Consider the following 21,134-nt stretch of genomic DNA (forward strand, 5'->3'; position numbering starts at 1 on the left):
AGATGTGCATGTCTTAATTGTTAACCTTAAAAATAAATTTGGTTAACAATTAAATTTGTTAGATGATTTAATGGGAAGGAGCTGTACGATGACACCATATGAACGGCTTGTAGCCATAGACCGGGCTCATGTCTGGCATCCTTTTACTCAGATGAAGGATTATAACCAGTCTGATCCCCTAATCATTGAACGAGGCGAAGGAGTTATGCTGTATGACGTACAGGGGAGAGCTTACTACGATGGTTTTTCTTCGGTTTGGCTTAATGTGCATGGGCACAATGTGCCGGAGCTGAATGAGGCCGTCACTGCACAATTGGGACGAGTAGCACATTCCACACTGCTTGGCATGGCTAATATCCCTGCAATTGAGCTGGCCGAGAAATTAGTAGAGATTACACCTCAAGGGTTGACGAAAGTGTTTTATTCTGATGCAGGCGCAACCGGAGTGGAAATTGCAGTCAAGATGGCTTTTCAATATTGGATGAATCTCGGGAAGACCTCCAAAACCAAATTCATCACCATGAATCAGGCTTATCACGGAGACACCATTGGCGCAGTGAGCGTAGGTGCCATTCCGTTGTATCATGATGTATTTCGACCGATGCTATTTCCGTCTTATGTCGTACCCTATCCATATGCTTATCGACATGAGCGTGGTGCACATGGAGCAAAAGAAGCTACCCTGTCTGAGCTACGCAAGATTCTTGAAACGAATGCACATGAAATTGCGGCGATGATTGTCGAGCCGATCGTTCAAGGCGCAAGTGGCATCATCGTTATGCCCGAAGGCTGTCTGCGCGAGATGGCAACATTATGCCGGGAATATGACGTACTGTTTATCGCCGATGAGGTGGCTACAGGCTTTGGAAGGACAGGTATGATGTTTGCTTGTGATCATGAAGAGGTGTCCCCTGACCTGATGGTAGTTGGGAAGGGGTTGACTGGCGGTTATTTGCCTGTAGCAGCTACGCTGGCAACCGAAGAGGTGTATCGTGCTTTTTACGCGGATTATGAAGAGCAGAAAACTTTTTTTCACGGTCATTCGTTTACAGGTAATCCGCTCGGGTGTGCAGTCGCGCTGGCAAGCCTGAAGCGATTTGAAGATCACCATATGTTAGAGAATGTAAGGAGAAAAGCACTGTTGGTTGAGCGCAAGCTTCGTGGCATACAAGATGCTCCGCATGTCGGAGAGATCCGGCAAAAGGGACTGATGGTGGGCGTTGAACTGGTGAAGGACAAGTCCACCCGGCAAACGTATGCATGGGCAGAGCGCATCGGCGCTCGGGTAACCCGGCGTGCCCGGGAACTGGGGATGCTCACGAGACCCTTAGGCAATGTTGTGGTGTTCATGCCGCCGCTTGCTAGCACCGATGCAGAGATTGATGCGATGACCGATATTCTGATGAAAGCTATTATCGATGTCACTGAGGCGGATATGTGAGATGAATGGAACACAAGGTTTATTCGTGACAGGTACTGATACAGGCGTGGGCAAAACGGTAATTACAGGTGCGCTTGTTGCTACGCTTCGTGCGGAAGGACATCATGTCGGCGTCTGGAAACCGGTTCAGACAGGTGGACTTCTGGGTGACGGCACAACCGATGCAGAACTACTGCTGAAATACACGGGGATGGATTCGTACGCGGAGGATTTTACCTCGTTCACCTTGGAGGCTCCTCTTGCACCCATGCTTGCTGCAAAACAGGCGGGATTGAACATTACGTTACAGGATATCTTTGATGCTGGGGCATCAATACTTAATCGATATGCCTCCGTGTTTATTGAAGGTGCGGGCGGAGTAGCTGTTCCAATAACGAAAGATGCCATGACGACTGATCTGATAGTCGAGCTTCAGATTCCGGTATTAATCGTTGCGAGATCAGGGCTAGGTACGATCAATCATACGTTGCTTACGTTGGAATACTTAGAGCGCCGCGGAATTTCAATTCTAGGTTTCATTCTGAATGATGGCCTCTCAGGTGAGTTGCGCCTTGACCCAAGCTGGGAGACAAACGGAAGAATCATTGAACAATACAGCGGCATTCCTTGTCTGGGACATTTTCCAAAGCTTACAGGAGAGATTGATTCCAAGAGGTTAATCCATGCGGTTCAGACATCGATCAACCTTTCTCCCTTCAGAGATGTTTTGACCATTCAGAAAATGGAGGAATAGCAATGAAAATGAGCATAGCTCCTAAAGATACAGACTGGGGATCCCTTGCCAGAAAATCTTTGAAAGGCGAATGCCTGACAGTAGAGGAAGGGATCGCTGTTCTGGATGCTGATAATGATGAGGTACTTCCACTCCTGCATGCGGCTTATCTCGTAAGACGACACTTCTATGGCAATAAAGTAAAGCTGAATATGATTATCAACGCCAAGAGCGGGTTGTGCCCGGAAGATTGCGGGTACTGCTCTCAATCCATCCGATCCAGCGCATCTATCCCGAAATACAGTTTGCTGGATAAGGAAACGCTGCTGGCGGGTGCACAGGAAGCAATGGCTCGCCAAGCTGGTACATTTTGTATCGTTGCATCAGGAAAAGGACCGACAAATCACGAACTGGAGCAGGTCATCGACGCTGTAAAAGAAATCCGTGCTACGCTACCACTTAAAATCTGTGCTTGCCTTGGCATCTTAAAGGAGGGGCAGGCCGAATGTTTGGCTGAAGCAGGGGTGCATCGTTACAACCACAATCTGAATACAAGCCGAGATAACTATCCGTCTATCACGACAACACATACGTATGACCAGCGGGTTGAAACTGTAGAGAAGGCCAGGACTTCCGGCATGTCTCCTTGCTCGGGTGTTATTATCGGCATGGGCGAGAGTCAGCGAGACATTGTAGGGATGGCTTTTGCATTGCGAGAGCTTGATGCAGATTCGATTCCGGTTAACTTTCTAAATGCAATCCCGGGTACACCTATGGAAGGAGCTTCACGTACAACGTCGATGAGAGCACTTAAGGTGCTGGCATTATTTCGATTGATCTGTCCATCCAAAGAAATTCGTGTAGCAGGAGGACGTGAGATTAGTTTGCGTTCATTGCAGCCTTTGGCGCTGTATGCGGCCAATTCGATCTTTGTGGGCGATTATTTGACGACAGCAGGTCAGGACATTACGAATGATCATCAGATGATTGAGGATTTGGGGTTTGAGATTGAACTCAATGCCTTGCAGGGTGGTGGCGACAATTATGAACTGGATGGAAAATGAACTTGAGAAACTGGCTCACGCCTCAAATCAACGCCATTTACGCGATAGTGCTACGTCTCCTGAACGTCCTGGTCATATTGTAAGAGGGGGGAATAGCTTGCTTGATCTGGCTTCCAATAACTATCTGGGACTTGCCGGGCATCCTGATATTATTCAAGCCATTTGTGAAACACTTCAGGTTGAAGGTGCAGGCTCAGGTGCTTCTCGTTTTGTCACGGGCAATCGGTCAGTATACGGCCGTCTGGAAGCAGCGCTGGCATCTTGGCAGCAGGCGGAAGCCTCTCTTGTTATGGCAAATGGTTATATGGCGAATTCCGGTGTCATTGTAGCACTTATGGGGCGAGGAGATGTGGTTTTTAGCGATCAGTACAATCATGCCAGCATCGTTGATGGTGCTGTGTTAAGCCGTGCGGAGCATGCCAGATATCGTCATAACGATCTGGAGCATCTGGAGGCCCTGTTGCACAAATATCGGGATAAAAGGCGCAAGCTGATTGTCACGGATGCACTGTTTTCCATGGATGGGGATCGGGCACGGTTGCATGAACTGGTGAAACTCAAACGGCGATATGACGCCATGCTGATGGTGGATGAGGCACATAGTGGAGGTGTCTACGGGGAAAAGGGAGAAGGGCTGTGTCATGAGTTGGGACTGCATCGCCATGTAGATGTGCATATTGGGACATTCAGCAAAGCCTTCGGTATATATGGAGCTTATGTAGCTGGTAACAACGTATTAATACAATATCTTATGAATAAAGTTAGACCACTTATCTATTCTACGGCGCTCCCGCCTTCGCTTCTGGCAGGAATTATGGCGGCGTTACATTTGGTACAGACAGAGCATTGGCGCCGTAATCATCTGCGTTCGACCAGTGAATGGTTTCGTTCCGCGTTGACGAATGCAGGATTCCATGTGGGGGAAGGAGATTCGCCAATTGTGCCGATCGTGGTTGGTGACAATGAACAGGCACTTCGTTTCAGCGAAGCTCTGGAAGCAACCGGCATTGCAGGGATTGCCATTAGGCCGCCAACGGTGCCAGTTGGTACAGCGCGAATTCGCTTTTCTGTATCTTCGGCGCATACGTTTGATGAGTTGAGGCAGGCGAGTGTTCTCATTAAGAAAGTCGGGAATCAGCTCGGTTTACTCACATCATGAACATACAGAATGAATACATGGGACGAGTAGAGCAAAATGACAAAGGGACGATATTATGGCTAACTGGCTGGAGCATGACAGATGCTGTATTTGACTCATTGCGTCAGCGATTGCCTGATTATCAACATCTCTCCCTGGATTACAGTACTATGAGTGCTTCCGCAGACATGCTGGAGCTCGTGGAAACAACCGTCAAGCGTTTATCTCGGGCAGTTCGGTCTGATCGATTGGATGAGGTCGCCGCTCATGGCGATATCGGCATGCCAGAACTGTTCCACGTGCTGAAAGGGGGTTGCGGAGGGAAGGTGCCTCGCGCTCCACTACTCATCTCGGGCTGGTCTTTGGGAGCGATACTTGCTCTTGGACTGGCAACCAAAGGTTATGCCGATGGGCTGGTGTTATTTAGTGCAACGGCACGTTTTGTTCGGGAAAAGAAGGAACTGAGCCTTGGTGTGCACGATGCGTACGTCAGGCAGATGATTCGAGGCATAGCCAAGGATCGGCCAGACGTGGAGACTCGTTTTCGCAAAATGATGTTTACGGTAAGGGAGTGGGAAATGGGGTATGCTGACCACCTGCCTCCTGTTGGCTACTGGACACCAGAAGCTCTACTGGCGGGGCTTCAGATTTTACGTTATGAGGATCATTTGCCCGATCTTGCTCGAATCGATTGTCCAGTCCTTTTATTCCACGGGTATGAGGACAAAATTTGTCCATATGATGCAGGGGTGGAATTGTTGGATCGGTTACCGCGAGCCAAGTTGGTGACGCTGTACGATAGAGGACATGCATCTTTTCTAGGTGATGAAGTCAGAATTGAGAAGGAGTGGAGGAGATGGAGGCATGAGCATAAGCAGGAGATGGGATGAAAACAGAGCAAGCTTCGACAGTAGCATCCATGTTCAGCAACGATTCAATCGTAATGCATCCTCTTATGATGCACATGCCCACGTACAGCGAAAGATGGCTACTCTGCTCGCAGAGATTGCTGCACATGGTAAGAACAATACGCTCAGCCATTCACTGAATTTTCTTGAAGTAGGTTGCGGTACAGGTGTTTTGACTCGAATGATTGCCCGTGATTGGCCTGATGCCAGCATTACGGCCGTGGACATTGCACCCGAAATGATTCGTCTGGCATCAAGGCGAGTACAGCATGCTGAAGATGGAAAAGGTACCGCAGAAGGGGTTCGTTTTATGCAGGCTGACATTGAAAAGTGGGTTCATCAGGTCCCGTCATGCTCAGTAGATATCATCGTTTCCAATGCTTGTTTTCAATGGTTGCATGATCCTCAACGGACCTTGACCGGCTTGAAACGTATACTTCGTCCTGGAGGCAGGCTTCTGTTCACCACTTTTGGGACAGACACTTTTCGGGAGATGCATGAGGCATTTCATGAGGTATATCTAGCCTGCGGAATGCAACCGCAGCGACATGGACTGTCGTTTCATTCGGCTGAAGAGTGGAGAGTTATGCTGGAGAGATCAGGTTTTACGAGTTATTCGGAGAATCGTTTGGTTCATATCGAGAGATATGCTTCTGCAAGAGATTTTCTGCACTCGGTAAAAGGCATGGGGGCTAGCGCTTCGGAAGCGGTTCAAGTACCCGAGGTTAGTCTACGAACTCTATTTACCCGGATGTACAAGGTGTATGAAGATAGGTTTAGTGTCGGGGCAGCAGGAGGGGTTCAGGCGACATATGACCTCTTGTTTATTGAAGCTTCCGTTTCAGATATTTAGTAAGATATGAAGCAATATACGCGGCATATTATACAGATAAATCCCCTCCAAGCGGCTTATCCAGCCATGAAGGGGATTTGTTTTTTTATCTAACCAATTATCTAAACCAGGCTTTATTCAGATTGTTCGCAAAGTTGTTATCGTTAAATGGTACATTGGCGCTGCCAAAGTCCGTTGTATTCAGGGCATTACGTGCAGCTGGAGTCAGATCATCCCAACCGATTAGCGGCTGAGTTCCCCCAACTACGTTGGTTACACCAAGCTCGTGGTTGAGCGGCCAGGTGCTATTATAGGAGATTTTCGGATGATCGCCCTGCATATTGCTGTTGCTTGGTGCCACTTTGGTGAACTGCCCGTGACCTGAGTAGGCGATCGAGAGTACTTTCGGGTTGGCAACCGCCGGGTTGTCTACCCATACGACGATGCCTTCCCAATCATGCCGATGTCCAAATCCCGGAGATGGGTTGTCTTTAGGGAAGTACCATGCGTACATGATCGCCCAGACGCCATTATGCCAAGCAGAACGTGAATAGACCTGACCCAGGTTGGAGCCGCATCCGCCATTGTGTGATCCGGACGTTGCCAAACCTGCGCTGGTGTTACCTTGTGCATCAACGGCTGGGAAAGGCACGCATCCATGATAGACCTTCAGGAAAGGTTGGAAACGTTTGTCTGTGATTTGCGTGGCTGTTACGGGTGTGACTTCTTGAAAACCGACGACCTGGTCATGATTAATGACGGCTGCTTCCGCAACGGTGCCTATCGGTAAATAGGCGAGGAGGGTAACCATTAGCATCAGTACCAGTTTTTTGGTTTTTTGCATTGTGCAATTCTCCTTTGTAAACGTAGTAGAGTGAGGTCAGTTATGTATGGATGTGTTCTGTATATCCATGGTACTGGAAAAATATTGATTTAGGTTATATTTTTATATTGAGATTTGTAAATTTGCTGTATATTTTTGTCATAATATAATTAGTTGCGGACAGCAGATAGTATGGAGATTAATTCCGGTGCTAGCGGGCAGAATGGAAGATCAGTGGTTTTTTTGCAAAAGAAGATGGAAAGATCGGTTTCAAGATGACTTTGGCATGTTTATTAGGGTAAGGGACTTCGGGCGTTAGGATTTATGCAAAAATCACGGCTGGAATAGGCTAGGACATCTTTACATTTGATGATATGATAGAAGCAATAGCTTTTGGAATGGGACGTCATTCCTCTGGCATAGTTATATATAGTGTTTGGGCAGGATTAACGAAAGTTCATGGTTGTGTTAATTATAATGATGCCCCTTGGTGGACTGATGCAGCGTAAGAAGATGAGGTCATTCGGACTCATGGATAATGTGGAATAGGTGGCGTATCAGATGAAAAGAGCTCGATTAATATATAATCCGACTTCAGGCCGGGAAGAAATGAAGAAACGTCTAGCTGATATTTTGCAACGTTTGGATCAAGGCGGTATTGAGGCTTCGTGTCATGCTACAACGGGGGAAGGCGATGCGACCCGGGAAGCGGAACTGGCGATTGAACGCGGATACGACATGATTATCGCTGCTGGCGGAGACGGTACGTTATATGAGGTCATTAATGGTATGGCTGAGCGGGACAATCGCCCTCCGCTGGGTGTATTTCCTCTGGGGACGACCAATGACTTTGCGCGTGCGCTCGGGATTCCGAGACAATGGGAAGATTATGTGGATCTGGTTATTCAGCAGCAGACGCGCCCTCTGGATCTGGGCAAGGCGAATGATAGGTATTTTATCAACATCGCCGGCGGTGGATCGTTAACCGAATTGACTTATGAAGTACCGAGTCGTTTGAAAACGATGATCGGGCAACTGGCCTATTACATGAAGGGGATTGAGAAAATGGCTAGCCTGTCCCCGCAGGAATTAATCATTCGTGCGAACGGTCAGGAAGAAATTCATGATGAATTCATGCTGTTCCTCATTGCTAATACGAACTCCGTTGGCGGCTTCGAGAAGCTGGCTCCGGGGGCAACCATTGATGATGGGTTGTTCGATGTCATTGGTGTACGCAAGTGTAATCTAGCGGATATGATTCGTCTTGTTACTTTGGCGCTGCGCGGAGAGCATCTGAACGACAAAAAGGTTGTTCATTTCCAGACGGATCACATGGAAGTCAATTCCCCAGGTTATGTACAACTGAATCTGGACGGTGAGCTAGGCGGCACGTTGCCTGCGACGTTTACGAATCTAAAGCATCATCTGCAGCTGTTCCATCGGTAAATAAATGTTACAATGAAATAACGTTTCTGAGATTCGTTAGAATTTTGGAACGTTATTTTTGGCGTGAAGAAGGAAATTCTTTTATAAAGATTACGAAAATTACAGAAAAGCTCAGAACAGTTCAAAAAAGTTTAGATTAACTCACCGTCATGTCAGTCGGTGTACTATATAAGAAAGAAGTGAATGTACGTTGTCTAATACGAACCGCAGCGGTCGTGGAAAAAACCGCCGGAATTCGGCTGCTCCTCAAGGGAAAGGGAATGCTTCAGCTTCCCGTCAGCCAAGTCAATCCATGCAATCAAGCCGTCCATCTACAAGTCAGTCAGGTAAAGAGGTGCGGCCAAACGGTGCATCTCTTTCTGGTGTGCGTTCGAAAGGCAGAGCACGTGAATCCGCACCAATCGAGGGATTACCTGTTAGCAAAAATGATGAAACCGTCATTGAGATCATTGGCATGAACCATGACGGTGAGGGTGTAGGTCGTGCAGATGGGTACACGCTATTCGTGCAAGGTGCTCTTCTAGGAGAAACGGTGCGCGTTCGCGTCATGAAAACCAAGAAGCAATATGGCTACGCCAAGTTGCTGGAGATTGTCAAAGCCAGTCCAGATCGTGTATCCGCGCCATGCCCGATCTACGATCAGTGCGGCGGGTGTCAGATTCAGCATATGAGCTACGCTGGCCAACTGGCGTGGAAACGTCAGCTTGTGATCGATAATTTGCAGCGGATCGGGAAGTTGAACGTGTTGGTGGACAGTGACACGAACGAGGAAGATACAGAACACGCGATTCGTGTACTGCCAACGATGGGCATGGACGAGCCGTGGCGTTACCGGAATAAGGCACAGGTGCCGATTGGTGTAACCGAAGGTGGTTTGGTAGGTGGTTTTTATGCCAAAGGAAGTCACCGAATCATTGATATGGAGACCTGTCTTATTCAGCACGAGCATAATGATGAAGTTGTGGCGAAGGTGAAGGAGATCGGCAGCCACCTCGGCATCAGTGCATACAACGAAGAAACAGGCCGTGGTCTGTTGCGTCATGTCGTGGTGAAAAAGGCGTTCCGTACAGGCGAGATGATGCTCGTTCTGGTGACGAATGGCCGGGATATTCAACATAAAGACGAGTGGATCGGCAGTATCCGCGAAGCGATTCCTCAGGTGGCGAGCATCTGCCAGAACGTGAACAAAAAGCAGACAAACGTTATTTTCGGCGATGAGACCCGTGTCCTGTGGGGCCGGGATGTAATTTATGATTTTATCGGGGATGTGCAATTTGCAATCTCTCCGCGTTCGTTCTACCAGGTCAATCCGGTGCAGACAGAAGTGCTGTATGGTAAAACAGTAGAATACGCTGGGCTGAGCGGCAAAGAAACGGTTATCGATGCGTATTGTGGCATCGGAACGATCTCTCTTTTCCTGGCGCAACATGCGGATCAGGTATACGGGGTAGAGATTGTGCCCGAAGCGATTGAGGATGCACGCAGCAATGCGATGCTGAACGAGATGAAGAACGTGAAGTTCGAAGTTGGCGCTTCCGAGGACGTCATCCCTCGCTGGAAGGAACAAGGCATCGAAGCTGATGTCATCGTCGTTGATCCCCCGCGCAAAGGCTGCGACCCGCGTCTGCTGGATACCATCCTTGAGATGAAGCCGGAACGTGTGGTATACGTGAGCTGTAATCCGAGTACGCTGGCACGCGATCTGCGCGTGCTGGAAGATGGAGGTTATCGCACGGTGGAGGTCACCCCGGTGGATATGTTCCCGCATACGGTGCATGTGGAGTCGGTGGCGATGTTGGTTAGGATTAAAGAATAAGCAGAAGGGTTCGAGAATTTATAAAAGATTCTCGAACCCTTCTGCTTTAATTTCAATTCGATTAATGGGTCGGTGCAAGATCTCTGGAGTCAACTCCCTGAAGGATAAAAATGATTCGAGAATTTGTTTTAATTCGGTGAACACTGAAGTATTATTGTTGTTTTTCAAAGACTCTTCAATGTTGCATTCCTTTTCTATTAACTCGTTCAGTCTTATATTAGTTTCAGACGGTTCTCCAACCGTGAATGGCTTGCAGGCTAGGGTACAGGCAAACTCCTTGCCACGGTCTGCGGTAGGGTTTGATAGATGGGCCAGGTACTGAGAAGCAGCTTGAGCAATCAGGACATTACAGCTGGCTCTGTAAAAGGATGACAAAGCATTTACCCCTTTTCAGAATGAGAGGTTGAATTTTTCCTCCATGACCAGGCCACCACCGGAATAAGCAGCAAGGACATCAATCCTCCGGCAAGGGAAAGCATGGAGTAGCCAACGCCAGCCATAACCATGCCTGACAAAGCGCCGCCGGACGCGCCAGCCAGCGCAATCAGAACGTCAACCGTGCCTTGTGTCTTCGCGCGAACCTTCGGCGTTGTGGAGTCGATAATGGCTGCCGTTCCGCTAATTAGTCCAAAGTTCCAGCCTAGGCCGAGAAGCGCCAACGCTACAATAAGCAAACCCATGGATTCGCCTGGTGCAAAAGCCGCGGTTAAACCTGCCAGCAGCAGCGTAACGCCTGATGCACAGGACATAAAGGTACGGCCAAGCTTATCCACCAGCACGCCGGTCAGCAGGGAAGGCAAATACATGAATGCGATATGGATGCCAATCACCAGACCTGCATCTCCAAGCCCATGACCATGCTGCTTCATATGAACGGGCGTCATGACCATGATACCCACCATTACGATTTGGGTAAGCACCATAACCGTTGCCCCCACAATGAGTCCTTTTCGGTTATGAGAGCTCTCCGGGCGGCTTGTGTCTACCCTTGCCTGAAGACTTTTGCCGTCTTTCACTTGCGAACCTTTATTCAATCTTTCCTCTTCGTCAATCGCCTTGGCAACGATAAACGGATCAGGATGAAGAAACAGCAGCAGTACCAGGCCTGCTATCAAATATGCAACTGCCGCTAGAATAAACGGCCCCGACAAAGCAGGAAGACCGATGGAGGTCGCCATGCGACCAGTCGGCTCTACCAGATTGGGACCTGCCACCGCGCCAATTGTCGTAAACACCAGCGCTGTACTGATTGCTTTGGCCCGCTGATTCGGCAGCGCCAGGTCCGTACCCGCGTATCGGGCTTGCAGATTGGTTGCCGTGCCAGCTCCATAAATCAACAAAGACACAAATAGCAGCGCTATTTGATCCCAGAGCGCGGCAAACACAACGCCAGTTGCTCCAACTCCACCCGCTATAAATCCGGCAGCCAGCCCGACTCTGCGACCAAACCGCTGTGACAACCTTCCCACGATCAGCGCCGCCGCCGCAGAGCCTAGCGTAAACAAAGCTGCGGGAAGACCGGAAAGGCTGTCGCTGCCTAGCATATCCTGCGCAAGCAACGCTCCAACAGTAAGCCCGGCAGCCAGCCCCGCTCCTCCGAATATTTGTGAAACAACAACAAGCCATAACGTTTTTTTATACAGCTTCTTCTGCTTCTCCGGCGATTTTACGTACTCTTTTACTCTGTAAGAGCGGCTTTTTTGCCGTTTCGGAGCCACTGATGTGTGATTATTCATATGCATCCCCCTTTTCGGCACCCTTGCCGCTATCTAAATTAACTTTAATCCAATATCTGAATTATAGTGATATACGCAATCACTCTTCAATCCCTCAAAGTTGGGATAACTATTCCAACCCTTTTAGTGATTCGATCATAGTGATCCGAGACATTTTTCATTGTAGTAGCAGGTTAGCACAATATGGTGAGCATAATAGCTTAAGTCTTTGAGCGTAGCGAGCTCTCGGTTTCTTCGAAGATTTTAATGGAAGATTGTTGTAGATAGTGCCAAACGAAAGAAACACGATTGCATTAACCGAAGGTGATCTCCCATCAAGCAAAGACAAAATTCCAGAGGGCATCAAAGGGCTTTCTCAAAACTGTTGACAATTGGCATATATGTAATTATATTTAATATATCAATCAATTAGTGCTGTAAATCACTAGTGTAAACGCTCTCCAAGCAATATTTCACACAATATAGTTCTATCTCGTCGAGGGAGAAAATGAAGAGGTGATGGGAGATTTAGTCCCAGTTTTGTACACGCCTTGTTCATTTACGAGTGACATTCCTCTTCGTTTTGTAAAGCATTTTCAGCAACGCTTCATGGCTTGGGAAAATGCTTTTTTTGGTCTTTGCGATGTTGACGATGGTAACCCTCAATTATTTCCGTCGTTGTGCTCTTCGCGCCAAGCTTTTTATGTCTTGCATCGTGTCATACTCCGCCTCCAACATGAATTGCAGCATCCCTGCAAACAACTCTGTAAACAACTCTTTCAGTGCAAATTCACTTTTGTTCATCGTTATGAACTTATTTTTCTTCACAATCACTCTCACTTGCTCATCACGTATACGCTCCTCTTTAATTAGCCTTTTTCTAAAGATTATCTAACGGGGGAAACATGATGTCTAAATCAATAGAATTGATCTTGAAAGACGAAATTTTTGCTGAGCTGGACATCGAGTATCCGGAAGACCACGATACCCGTTTGTTGGACCAAGGGATCGATTCCGTAGGCTTCGTCAAGCTTATTGTTTTAGTGGAATCGAAGTTTAACATCTCGATCCCTGATGAAGATCTGTTATTTGAGAAGTTCTCCACGGCTGGATTAATCCTTAATTATTTGTCTGAGAAAACGCTATGATGACGATCATTGAGCGTCTATTTCTGGAGGCCTCTAATCGCCAAAATCATATTATCCTTGAAGATCTAAAGCAGCAATGGACTTACGCGAAGATGATGACAGAAGCTTACTTGATTGCTTTATATATCCGCAAGAATTTTCAGCTTGAGCCTGGAAGTCATATTGCTTTATACACAAATAATGAGCCCTTGTTCATTTTTGCGGCGCTTGGTATTCAATTCTGCGGTTATGTGTTAGTACCGGTGCCTTATTCGGCATCCAATACTGAGATTGAAAATATTTTAAATGCCAGTGACGCCAAATTGGTTATCAGCAAATCTGCACAGCCTGCTTATTTAAATTGTGACATTCCTTGGGTTACCGCTCAGGATGTATCGCAAGAACCCATGCCTTCGTTCGAATCGATCTCGTTAACCAATCAGTCCGATCCCAATCAATGTGCGGTTCTCCTTCCTACATCGGGCACAACCGGAAAATCTAAAATCGTTATGTTATCCCATCGGAATGTATTAACGAATGCGCTGGCACATGGCGGAAAGGTGGGGTATACGGATCAAGATTCGTTTCTGGTAACGATGCCCGTTCATTTCAGTTCTACGATTGTCACGCAATTGATTTCTTGCATGTTATATGGAACCCGAATTAAACTTATCAGCTTGCCCATGCTGCCACGCACCGCGTTTAAACTGTTTCAGAATAAGGCGGTCACGGCATTCTCGGCGGTGCCTACGCAATTGATGCACTTTGTTTCCGATTTTCATCAGACAAAGAACTGGAGTGCCTTTGATTCCATTGAATGTATTGTAATTAGCGGCGCGGCGACTCCCGCGAAATTAGTAGACCATCTTCAAACTGTATTTCCTCATGCGGACATTATTCAAACCTATGGATTGACCGAAGCTTCTCCGCGGGTGAGCATGATGGAACGGGGAGAGCGCTACTTATCCTGTGGAACACCCATCAATGACGTTTCGATTCGTCTTGTTGACGAAGAAGAGAATGAGGTTGAAGGAGCAGCGATCGGAGAAATTTGGGTCAAGGGCCCGAATGTGATGCTCGGTTATTACAAAAACCCGGAGTTAACGAACGCTACCATTGTTGAGGGGTGGTTAAAGACAGGGGATCTGGGATATTGGAATGAATCAGGGTGTCTTATACTGACAGGCCGAAAGAAGAATATCATTATATCTGGCGGTATCAATATCTATCCGGAAGAAATCGAGGAATTTTTGTACGGCTTGAAAGAAGTGGAGGAGGTCATGGTTGTTGGTGTACACGATGATCTGTTAGGCGAGGTTCCCATCGCATTTCTGAAAGTTTTTAATGAATGCCTGATTGATATAGATGCACTGACACGACATTGCAAATTGCATTTGTCTTCGTATAAAGTGCCTAGGCAATGGAGGATTATTGATCACATTCCAAAAACAAAAACAGGAAAACTGGACAGGGCAAGTACAAAGCACTTATTGCTAAATGAGATATACTGATTCGGAATCTTTAAGCCATTTAACCAAATAACCAGGGGTGAACGAAAGGTTGAAGAATTCAACTCAAACGTTAGGCAGAAAAACATTGCCGGTCAGTTATCCGATGATTACAACCTACACGCAACATGCTCATCTCTTGTCCATACTTACCCATTACGAGTGCGCTCACCCATGGATATTTAACAATTATATCCAATTATTCATTAACAAAGATTATAAACATCATTGGGGAGATTTTTATTTCCCTGTGACTTATGAGCTGCGGCCTTCGGATTCGTGCAAATGGATTACTACCCAAAAGATACATAGAGATACTGTAACAACTAAATGGGACTCCGTTATTCATTTTATTATAGAAAATATTAATGCGAATAACTATGTCCATACCATGATCAATTATTTCTACGTGCCCCTAAGCGATCGCTACAATAAACTTCAATTACATCATGACATATTTGTATACGGCTATGATTTGGATAGAGAGATATTGTATGTTTCCGATTTTTTTAAGAACGGGGTGTATAGTCAGGCTGAGATATCATTTAATGATTTCAATCTAGCGTTCGACATGAATCATCTAACAACGAATCATGATTATCTAAAAGAAATGGTTTATCTGTATACATTCAATGATCAATATCAGGATAAATTCAGTGCAGATACCCTAGTGAATTCGATAAGAAATTATTTCACTAACAAAACGCCGGAGTATTGGGAGATGTTCAACTATGGGGGCGACAGGCATAATCTTGACTTCGGCATGCAAATATACACAACTCTATTTAATTATGCGAAAGAGATATCCGAACATAAGGCTATGCTTGATATAAGGCCCTTTCATTTACTCTATGATCATAAGAAGATCATGACGCTAAGACTCAAGTACTTGTACGATAATCGGCATTTGATTGAATTAAATCAAGAGCATATAGATGAATTCGCAGCCATTGAACTTAAAGCAAAGATCCTTGTGAATCTAGCGATTAAATATAATTTGACAAGGGATACGAGTATTTCCGAAAACTTACAAACGCTGATTACGAATATAGAAAATGAAGAATCCATATTCTTTGAACGATGGCTGAAGAAGGTAGGCAGTTAGTAATGTTGCGGGAGCCACTGATGTTAATTGTGGATATCTCTTCTGCACTCGAATAGAATCCTTAACCCGAAGCCCGTGGTGAACAGGGCATATTCATGGAGGGAGTGATGCCGGGATTATAATCGTTGCGATACAGCGTATTGCGTAAGCCAAACCTTACGGTTTATGGCGGGGCAGACAGACGAGAAGCTTTCAGACGATTTGCTGGAAGGGATTATAAGCTTCTGGGCGTCACGTAAGAACAGCCTGTCAATTAGGGGGATCTGCAGGAAGTCGCCATCCTTATATTCTCCCAAATTTTGAACGAGCTCCAGGAGGCAATCGCTAGAACGATCCATTATTACCAGGGTCAATATATCCATTAAACGGGAGGTACCTATGCAGGAACAGATCATAGCGATGATAAGCGAAGTCAAGGATGACGCCCAGCTGGAGAACAGCTTGAATGGGCATTCCAGCATCATGGAAGACGGGGGAATGGACTCTTTACAGCTAATTACTTTCTTATTGAAGGTGGAGGAGAACTTCGGCATTGAAATCGATTTTGAACAATTCGACTTCGATTGCATGGAATCGGTTACAATCTTCTGTAATTATATTTCGGAGCTGCAGAAGACGGCGTCTGTATGAACGATAGAGGCAAGTCCGAGCTCATTATCGGGATGTTTGACGCGGAACGCTTCTGGCGCGACCCTAATCAAGCCAAACTGCCGTCGGTTCACGATCCTGTAATGGAGAATGTCGTGATGGCCATGGATGAGCTGCTCTTCCCTTTTTGCGGGGCGCAGGATAGGCTCATTACCCGTTATCGAATGAACGCTTCTCATAAAGCGTATTTGCATGAGATCGGATTCCAATTCCTGTCCAATTCAACCGATCTTGAGAGTCCTGATGGAGGAAGCGCAGGCAGAACCGCCAATATATTCGACCTGCTCACCTCAACGGATCAAGTGGGTGACATAGATCCAGACTGGCTGAACGGCGCCCGGTTATCGCCCTTTGCGGTCATTCCGGGAGTGGACCGTGCTACTGCGCGTTTCGGGCTGGAACAAGATTGTCCAGCTGTCGAGACGGTTCAGACGGTTAATTCTAAGCTGTATTCAACCGAATTGAACCGTCGCCTTGGGCTTCAGTGTGACAGCCAGACGGTCTATTCCCACGAAGAGTTGCTATCAAGCGGCTTGGCTCTGCTGAAACAAGGCCCCTTTCTGATCAAAGATGAGTTTGGGGTATCCGGGAAGGGGAATTTATTAATCGAGTCGGAAGCGATTCTGCAACGGGTTAGTTCTTATCTCGCCGATCAGTGCAGAAAGGGAAGAACGGTTCGGTTTATTATTGAGCCGTTCCTCCTCAAAGAGCTGGATTTCTCTTGCCAATTCCACATCGATCCGGACGGTACGTACCGGCATGTCTCTGTGCAGCAATTGGTCAATCACAATTTCGCGTACCAAGGCTCCTATACAGCCGATGACAGGCTACTTCATACGTTACACGAAGCAGAGTACTTTGGTGTAATGAAGCTGGTAGCCCGCGAGCTTTATCAGTCGGGTTATCACGGCGACGTATGCGTCGATTCGATGCTACTAAGAGACGGCCGTATCGTTCCGATTGTTGAGGTCAACGCAAGAAAATCAATGAGTCTGATCAAGCATTACGTTGACCGGTATCTCGAGAAGCACGATACGGCCGGCAGTATGACACATGCGACCTTACAGTTTGCAGGGGATGTATCATTTGATCGATTGCTGGAATCGCTGGACCGCGAGGGTGTTCTATATAAGCCTGATCGAGGATTTGGCATGCTACCGTTAAGCGCGAATACACTCTTTATTAACAAGGTCGTCAGCGAGTGCAAGGGAATCCGGAATAAGCAAGTGAAGGGCAGATTATATTATTCGCTGATCGAGGGGACAGGGGATAACGAACGATTGTCCGCGAAACTTAAGGAGGTTCTGTTGTCGTTATCCTTCAAGATCGCCCCCTGATGCATTCCGAAGGGCTTGAAACCATGGATGGAGGAAGAGAGTTTATGGGGAAGCGTAAAGTAACGATTCTATGCTCGGGTTTCGGTCTGGGGTTCTATATTCCCGGCCTGTTAGCTGCAAGCGAGTTCGGGAAAAGGGATATCAAGGCGGAAGTGCTCGTGTTCGAAAGCTTTTTGGAGCACGACAAGAGGGAGCATATTGCAGATAGCAGGACGGCTTACCACAGTAATTTCGCACTTGCCAATATTTCGGCTCGAATGCCGATGGATATCCGCAATAGTATAGATTATGCCCAGGTTGAGCTATTGCTGGAGACCTGGAAAGCGGAAGAACGCTACGAATTCATATCGCTATCCGGACACTGGATCTATATTCTGGATTTGTATAGGGAGAAGATGTTGCCGAATCCGATTCATGTAGACCTGCTCTACGTCGATTCAGATCTGGCTCCGTCCTGGAAGAGCCTGAAGAAGTTTCATCCCCGGTATGACGAGCATTATTACAATGCTTGTCTCTATGACACCGATAAGATGGCAATTCGATACGAAATCCCGGTTCTTCCTGGTACGACACTGCCTTTCGAATCAAGGAAGCGGCGGCTTGTTGTTCATGGCGGCGGTTGGGGGATGGGCACTTATCAAAGTACAATTCCAGAGCTTGCCAGTCATAACTATGGGCTTGATATTGTAGCTTACGACTGGAAGGAAGCGAAGCCTGATCCCGATCACCGATATTGGATGAACGATCCGGAATGGTGTTCTTGGGTGAAGAGCGCGAACGGTCTGCACGAATTTCCGCCATACATTGAAATAGCAGGAGAAGATACGAATTCATATACCGCTGAGGCTGATCATCATTGGTTATATGATGTCGCTTCTGAGGCGATGGCTATCGTGGCCAAGCCGGGAGCGGGCACATTGATCGACTCGCTTGCCTCCGAAACGCCTCTTATTCTTCTGGAGCCGTTCGGCAGTCATGAGCTTAGCAATCTGGAATTGTGGGAGTCGCTTGGATTTGGAATACGCTACGAGAAGTGGCGAGAGATGGATTTTTCTGTAGATATCCTTAAGGAGATGCATCAAGCGATCAAGAACAGACCCGGTGAACGGACGAATTATGTGGATCACTATTGTTCAAGGGTTGCGTTAACGAAGAGCTAAGATATCAATGGCAGAAGGGGTAATGCGATGAGCTTAAGTAAATTGAGTGTTGCCAAGGATACGGTGAGCTATCCGAGATGGATCGTCTTGCAGCTGCTAGAGGAGTGCAATTTACGATGTAAGATGTGTTATGAATGGGGACTCGAAGGGCCCTACAAAAGCAAAAAAACATTAGCGCAGCTGGACCCGGAGCTGATCAAAAAGATCATTATCGAGTGCAGCCCCGGCAAGCCATATTACGATTTCTTCGGCGGCGAGCCGCTGATGTACCCTTGGCTGAGCGATATTCTCGCCATGATCAATCATTATGGAAGCATAGCGGACTTCCCCACGAACGGCACACTGCTTGAGAAGCATGCCGAGATGTTAGTCGAGACTCCGCCTAATAAGATCTGGGTGTCGCTCGACGGCCCTGAGGAAATCAACGACAGGCAGAGGGGCAAAGGCGTATTCAAGAAAGTAATCAAAGGAATCGAGAAGCTCTATGAGCTCCGGCAAAGCAAAGGCAAGCAATTTCCGAAGATGGGTGTATCCTTTATCATCACACCCTTGACCTATATGTACGTCGAGGAATTTTTCTTTAAGCATATCGACTTGTCAATGTTGGACCATATCAGCATGGAAGTGCAGCTCTATGCCACGGAAGAGCAGTATGCCCAATATGTGGAGGTTCTTCGTGAGGAATTCGGCGTGCATGAAGCTCCGTATGCCAAGGGGATGGTCTGGAAAGACAATAGTTCGTTCAGCCAGATCGATATTCCCGAATTGACGAGACAGCTCAATAATGTTAAAGAGTATTGCTTGAAAAACAGTATCGATGTGATTACCTATCCGAAGACGATAGATGAACAGAACTTGCACAACTATTTCTCGGGACATTTCCATCAGATGGCGGATAAACGAAACCGTTGCTCTCTTCCATGGACTTATGCGGAGATTACGGCAAGAGGTGACGTTTCTCCCTGCCATGCTTTCTATGATTTGACCTTCGGCAACGTGAACGAAGAGAATTTGCTGGATATCTGGCGCAGTGACAATTACAAAGAGTATCGCGCGTATATGAAAAAAAATATGCTTCCGATTTGTACGGCTTGTTCAAGGTATTATATCTACTGATTCATGTGAATGACCTATTACGTTTAAGAAGGGTGTGTTGATATGAATCCGAAATCTGAGATTAAGCATTCCGCTAAGGATCTGCAAATATTGAAACGTACGATCAAGAATACGGTGGAAACCAAGCGGAACATGGAGAAAATAGCGGGTTACGCGACACCGTTGCCAGAGTCGGTCGGGATTAAACTGACGAACCAATGCAACTTGCGCTGCAAACATTGCTATCAATGGAATGACACCGGCTACCATCACTTCATGACACCGGAGCAGCAACGCGAACAGCTCGACTACGGGCTACTGGAGAAGCTGATCCTTGAGACGGAACCAGCCAAGTCGAGACTCTATATCTGGGGCGGCGAGCCGCTCGTATACAGCCATTTCGACCGTTTAGCCGATTTGCTTGAAGCCCATCCTCGTGAGACGACGATCTGTACGAACGCGGTGCTGATCGAGCGAAAGCTGGACGCCTTGCTGAGAATCTCCGACAACCTGGAGCTGCTCATTGCGCTTGATGGATTCGAAGAAGAGAATGATGCGCTTCGCGGCAAAGGGGTATTCAGCAAGGCGATAGATGCGATCCGGAAGCTGGTCGAGCTGCGCAAGGAAAACCGGTTCAAGGGCAAAATTACGATCCATACCGTCGTTAACGATGGTATGACTGACAAGCTTTACGATCTACTGGACTTTCTGGAGGGCGTCGGTGTAGATATGGTCATGGTCTGCTTCCCGTGGTACATCTCGGACGAATGCACGCAGGGAATGGACAATTACTTTGACGAGAAGTTCGACTTCCTTCCGGCGAGCGAGCACAAAGGCGAACGAAGCTGGCACGCCTTTAACTACAAGCTCAATCCGGAGCGTATCCCTGCTTTGATGAGCGAGTTGGATCGGGTGAATAATCGGGTCTGGAAAATGCGTTTACGCTACCAGCCGAATCTGGATCATGACCAGATTGAAGATTTCGTGCTCGGCAAAGAGGTGAAGGGCAAAGGTACGATGAACAAGAAGTGCCTGGCGCTCTCGAATCGGATGGACATTACGCCCGATGGAACAATTATCGCATGCAAATTTTTCAAGGAGTTCGAGATCGGCAAATTACATGATACGTCTGTACAGGAATTATGGCATAGCATGACCTACAGAAGGATAAGGGAAATGATGGATGAACGACTGACACCGGCTTGTTCCAAGTGCAGTGTCTTGCATTTGCACGGTGTATAACGATTCTAAATTCACAT

Annotated in this window: 20 protein-coding genes; 16 read left to right on the forward strand and 4 right to left on the reverse strand. The window is 47.1% G+C overall.

Features of this window, described 5'->3' with window-relative positions:
- Positions 1-88: 88 nt before the first annotated feature.
- Genes bioA through bioC form a run of 6 tightly spaced genes read left to right on the forward strand, consistent with a single transcriptional unit; the run spans position 89 to position 6,116 of the window.
- The gene (gene bioA, locus MHI38_RS20200; RefSeq protein WP_261769589.1) at positions 89-1,441 is read left to right on the forward strand and encodes an adenosylmethionine--8-amino-7-oxononanoate transaminase; all 1,353 of its coding nucleotides are present in this window, start codon (positions 89-91) and stop codon (positions 1,439-1,441) included.
- Position 1,442: 1 nt separating this feature from the next.
- Positions 1,443-2,174: a dethiobiotin synthase gene (gene bioD / locus MHI38_RS20205; RefSeq protein WP_341181578.1), complete on the forward strand. Its 732-nt coding sequence runs from the start codon at positions 1,443-1,445 to the stop codon at positions 2,172-2,174.
- An 8-nt stretch (positions 2,175-2,182) separates the two neighbouring features.
- Positions 2,183-3,217 carry a biotin synthase BioB gene (gene bioB, locus MHI38_RS20210; RefSeq protein ID WP_341181939.1) on the forward strand — a complete coding sequence of 345 codons (1,035 nt, stop codon included), beginning with the start codon at positions 2,183-2,185 and terminating at the stop codon, positions 3,215-3,217.
- A complete protein-coding gene (gene bioF / locus MHI38_RS20215; protein ID WP_341181940.1) occupies positions 3,198-4,376 on the forward strand; it encodes an 8-amino-7-oxononanoate synthase in 1,179 nt (392 codons plus the stop codon). The genes bioB and bioF overlap by 20 nt, the downstream gene beginning before the upstream one ends.
- Positions 4,373-5,245 (forward strand): alpha/beta fold hydrolase, encoded by an 873-nt coding sequence (locus MHI38_RS20220; protein WP_260510826.1) that lies wholly within the window; start codon positions 4,373-4,375, stop codon positions 5,243-5,245. The genes bioF and MHI38_RS20220 overlap by 4 nt, the downstream gene beginning before the upstream one ends.
- Positions 5,220-6,116, forward strand: coding sequence for a malonyl-ACP O-methyltransferase BioC (gene bioC / locus MHI38_RS20225; RefSeq protein WP_221788381.1), 897 nt, complete (start codon positions 5,220-5,222; stop codon positions 6,114-6,116). The genes MHI38_RS20220 and bioC overlap by 26 nt, the downstream gene beginning before the upstream one ends.
- A gap of 97 nt (positions 6,117-6,213) precedes the next feature.
- Here bioC and MHI38_RS20230 read toward each other — a convergent pair whose 3' ends face one another.
- Positions 6,214-6,906, reverse strand: a complete 693-nt coding sequence (locus MHI38_RS20230) for an NPP1 family protein (RefSeq protein ID WP_341181579.1) — start codon at positions 6,904-6,906, stop codon at positions 6,214-6,216.
- Positions 6,907-7,479: 573 nt separating this feature from the next.
- On the opposite strand from MHI38_RS20230, the gene MHI38_RS20235 reads away from it, so the two are divergent.
- Both MHI38_RS20235 and rlmD read left to right on the forward strand, forming a co-directional pair.
- On the forward strand, positions 7,480-8,364 hold the full coding sequence (locus MHI38_RS20235) for a diacylglycerol kinase (RefSeq protein ID WP_090923311.1): 885 nt from the start codon (positions 7,480-7,482) through the stop codon (positions 8,362-8,364).
- Between the two features lie 190 nt (positions 8,365-8,554).
- On the forward strand, positions 8,555-10,180 hold the full coding sequence (gene rlmD, locus MHI38_RS20240; protein ID WP_341181580.1) for a 23S rRNA (uracil(1939)-C(5))-methyltransferase RlmD: 1,626 nt from the start codon (positions 8,555-8,557) through the stop codon (positions 10,178-10,180).
- A gap of 18 nt (positions 10,181-10,198) precedes the next feature.
- Here rlmD and MHI38_RS20245 read toward each other — a convergent pair whose 3' ends face one another.
- The 3 genes from MHI38_RS20245 to MHI38_RS20255 form a co-directional block, all read right to left on the reverse strand.
- Positions 10,199-10,555 (reverse strand): hypothetical protein, encoded by a 357-nt coding sequence (locus MHI38_RS20245; protein WP_341181581.1) that lies wholly within the window; start codon positions 10,553-10,555, stop codon positions 10,199-10,201.
- Positions 10,556-10,560: 5 nt separating this feature from the next.
- Positions 10,561-11,916: an MFS transporter gene (locus tag MHI38_RS20250; protein WP_341181582.1), complete on the reverse strand. Its 1,356-nt coding sequence runs from the start codon at positions 11,914-11,916 to the stop codon at positions 10,561-10,563.
- A gap of 645 nt (positions 11,917-12,561) precedes the next feature.
- Positions 12,562-12,699 carry a hypothetical protein gene (locus MHI38_RS20255; RefSeq protein WP_341181583.1) on the reverse strand — a complete coding sequence of 46 codons (138 nt, stop codon included), beginning with the start codon at positions 12,697-12,699 and terminating at the stop codon, positions 12,562-12,564.
- Positions 12,700-12,803: 104 nt separating this feature from the next.
- On the opposite strand from MHI38_RS20255, the gene MHI38_RS20260 reads away from it, so the two are divergent.
- From MHI38_RS20260 to MHI38_RS20295, 8 genes are all read left to right on the forward strand, one after another.
- On the forward strand, positions 12,804-13,043 hold the full coding sequence (locus MHI38_RS20260; RefSeq protein ID WP_336121145.1) for a phosphopantetheine-binding protein: 240 nt from the start codon (positions 12,804-12,806) through the stop codon (positions 13,041-13,043).
- Positions 13,040-14,533 carry a class I adenylate-forming enzyme family protein gene (locus tag MHI38_RS20265; RefSeq protein ID WP_341181584.1) on the forward strand — a complete coding sequence of 498 codons (1,494 nt, stop codon included), beginning with the start codon at positions 13,040-13,042 and terminating at the stop codon, positions 14,531-14,533. The genes MHI38_RS20260 and MHI38_RS20265 overlap by 4 nt, the downstream gene beginning before the upstream one ends.
- Before the next feature lie 568 nt (positions 14,534-15,101).
- Positions 15,102-15,635, forward strand: coding sequence for a hypothetical protein (locus MHI38_RS20270; RefSeq protein WP_341181585.1), 534 nt, complete (start codon positions 15,102-15,104; stop codon positions 15,633-15,635).
- Between the two features lie 378 nt (positions 15,636-16,013).
- Positions 16,014-16,265, forward strand: coding sequence for an acyl carrier protein (locus tag MHI38_RS20275; RefSeq protein WP_090923305.1), 252 nt, complete (start codon positions 16,014-16,016; stop codon positions 16,263-16,265).
- Positions 16,262-17,620 carry a hypothetical protein gene (locus MHI38_RS20280; protein WP_341181586.1) on the forward strand — a complete coding sequence of 453 codons (1,359 nt, stop codon included), beginning with the start codon at positions 16,262-16,264 and terminating at the stop codon, positions 17,618-17,620. The genes MHI38_RS20275 and MHI38_RS20280 overlap by 4 nt, the downstream gene beginning before the upstream one ends.
- A gap of 44 nt (positions 17,621-17,664) precedes the next feature.
- A complete protein-coding gene (locus tag MHI38_RS20285; protein ID WP_341181587.1) occupies positions 17,665-18,780 on the forward strand; it encodes a UDP-glucuronosyltransferase in 1,116 nt (371 codons plus the stop codon).
- A gap of 27 nt (positions 18,781-18,807) precedes the next feature.
- A complete protein-coding gene (locus MHI38_RS20290) occupies positions 18,808-19,896 on the forward strand; it encodes a radical SAM protein (protein ID WP_154891619.1) in 1,089 nt (362 codons plus the stop codon).
- 42 nt (positions 19,897-19,938) lie between these two features.
- Positions 19,939-21,117, forward strand: a complete 1,179-nt coding sequence (locus MHI38_RS20295; protein ID WP_221788390.1) for a radical SAM/SPASM domain-containing protein — start codon at positions 19,939-19,941, stop codon at positions 21,115-21,117.
- Positions 21,118-21,134 lie beyond the last annotated feature (17 nt).

It is taken from the genome of Paenibacillus sp. FSL K6-1558, assembly GCF_038002565.1.
Classification (GTDB): domain Bacteria; phylum Bacillota; class Bacilli; order Paenibacillales; family Paenibacillaceae; genus Paenibacillus; species Paenibacillus polysaccharolyticus.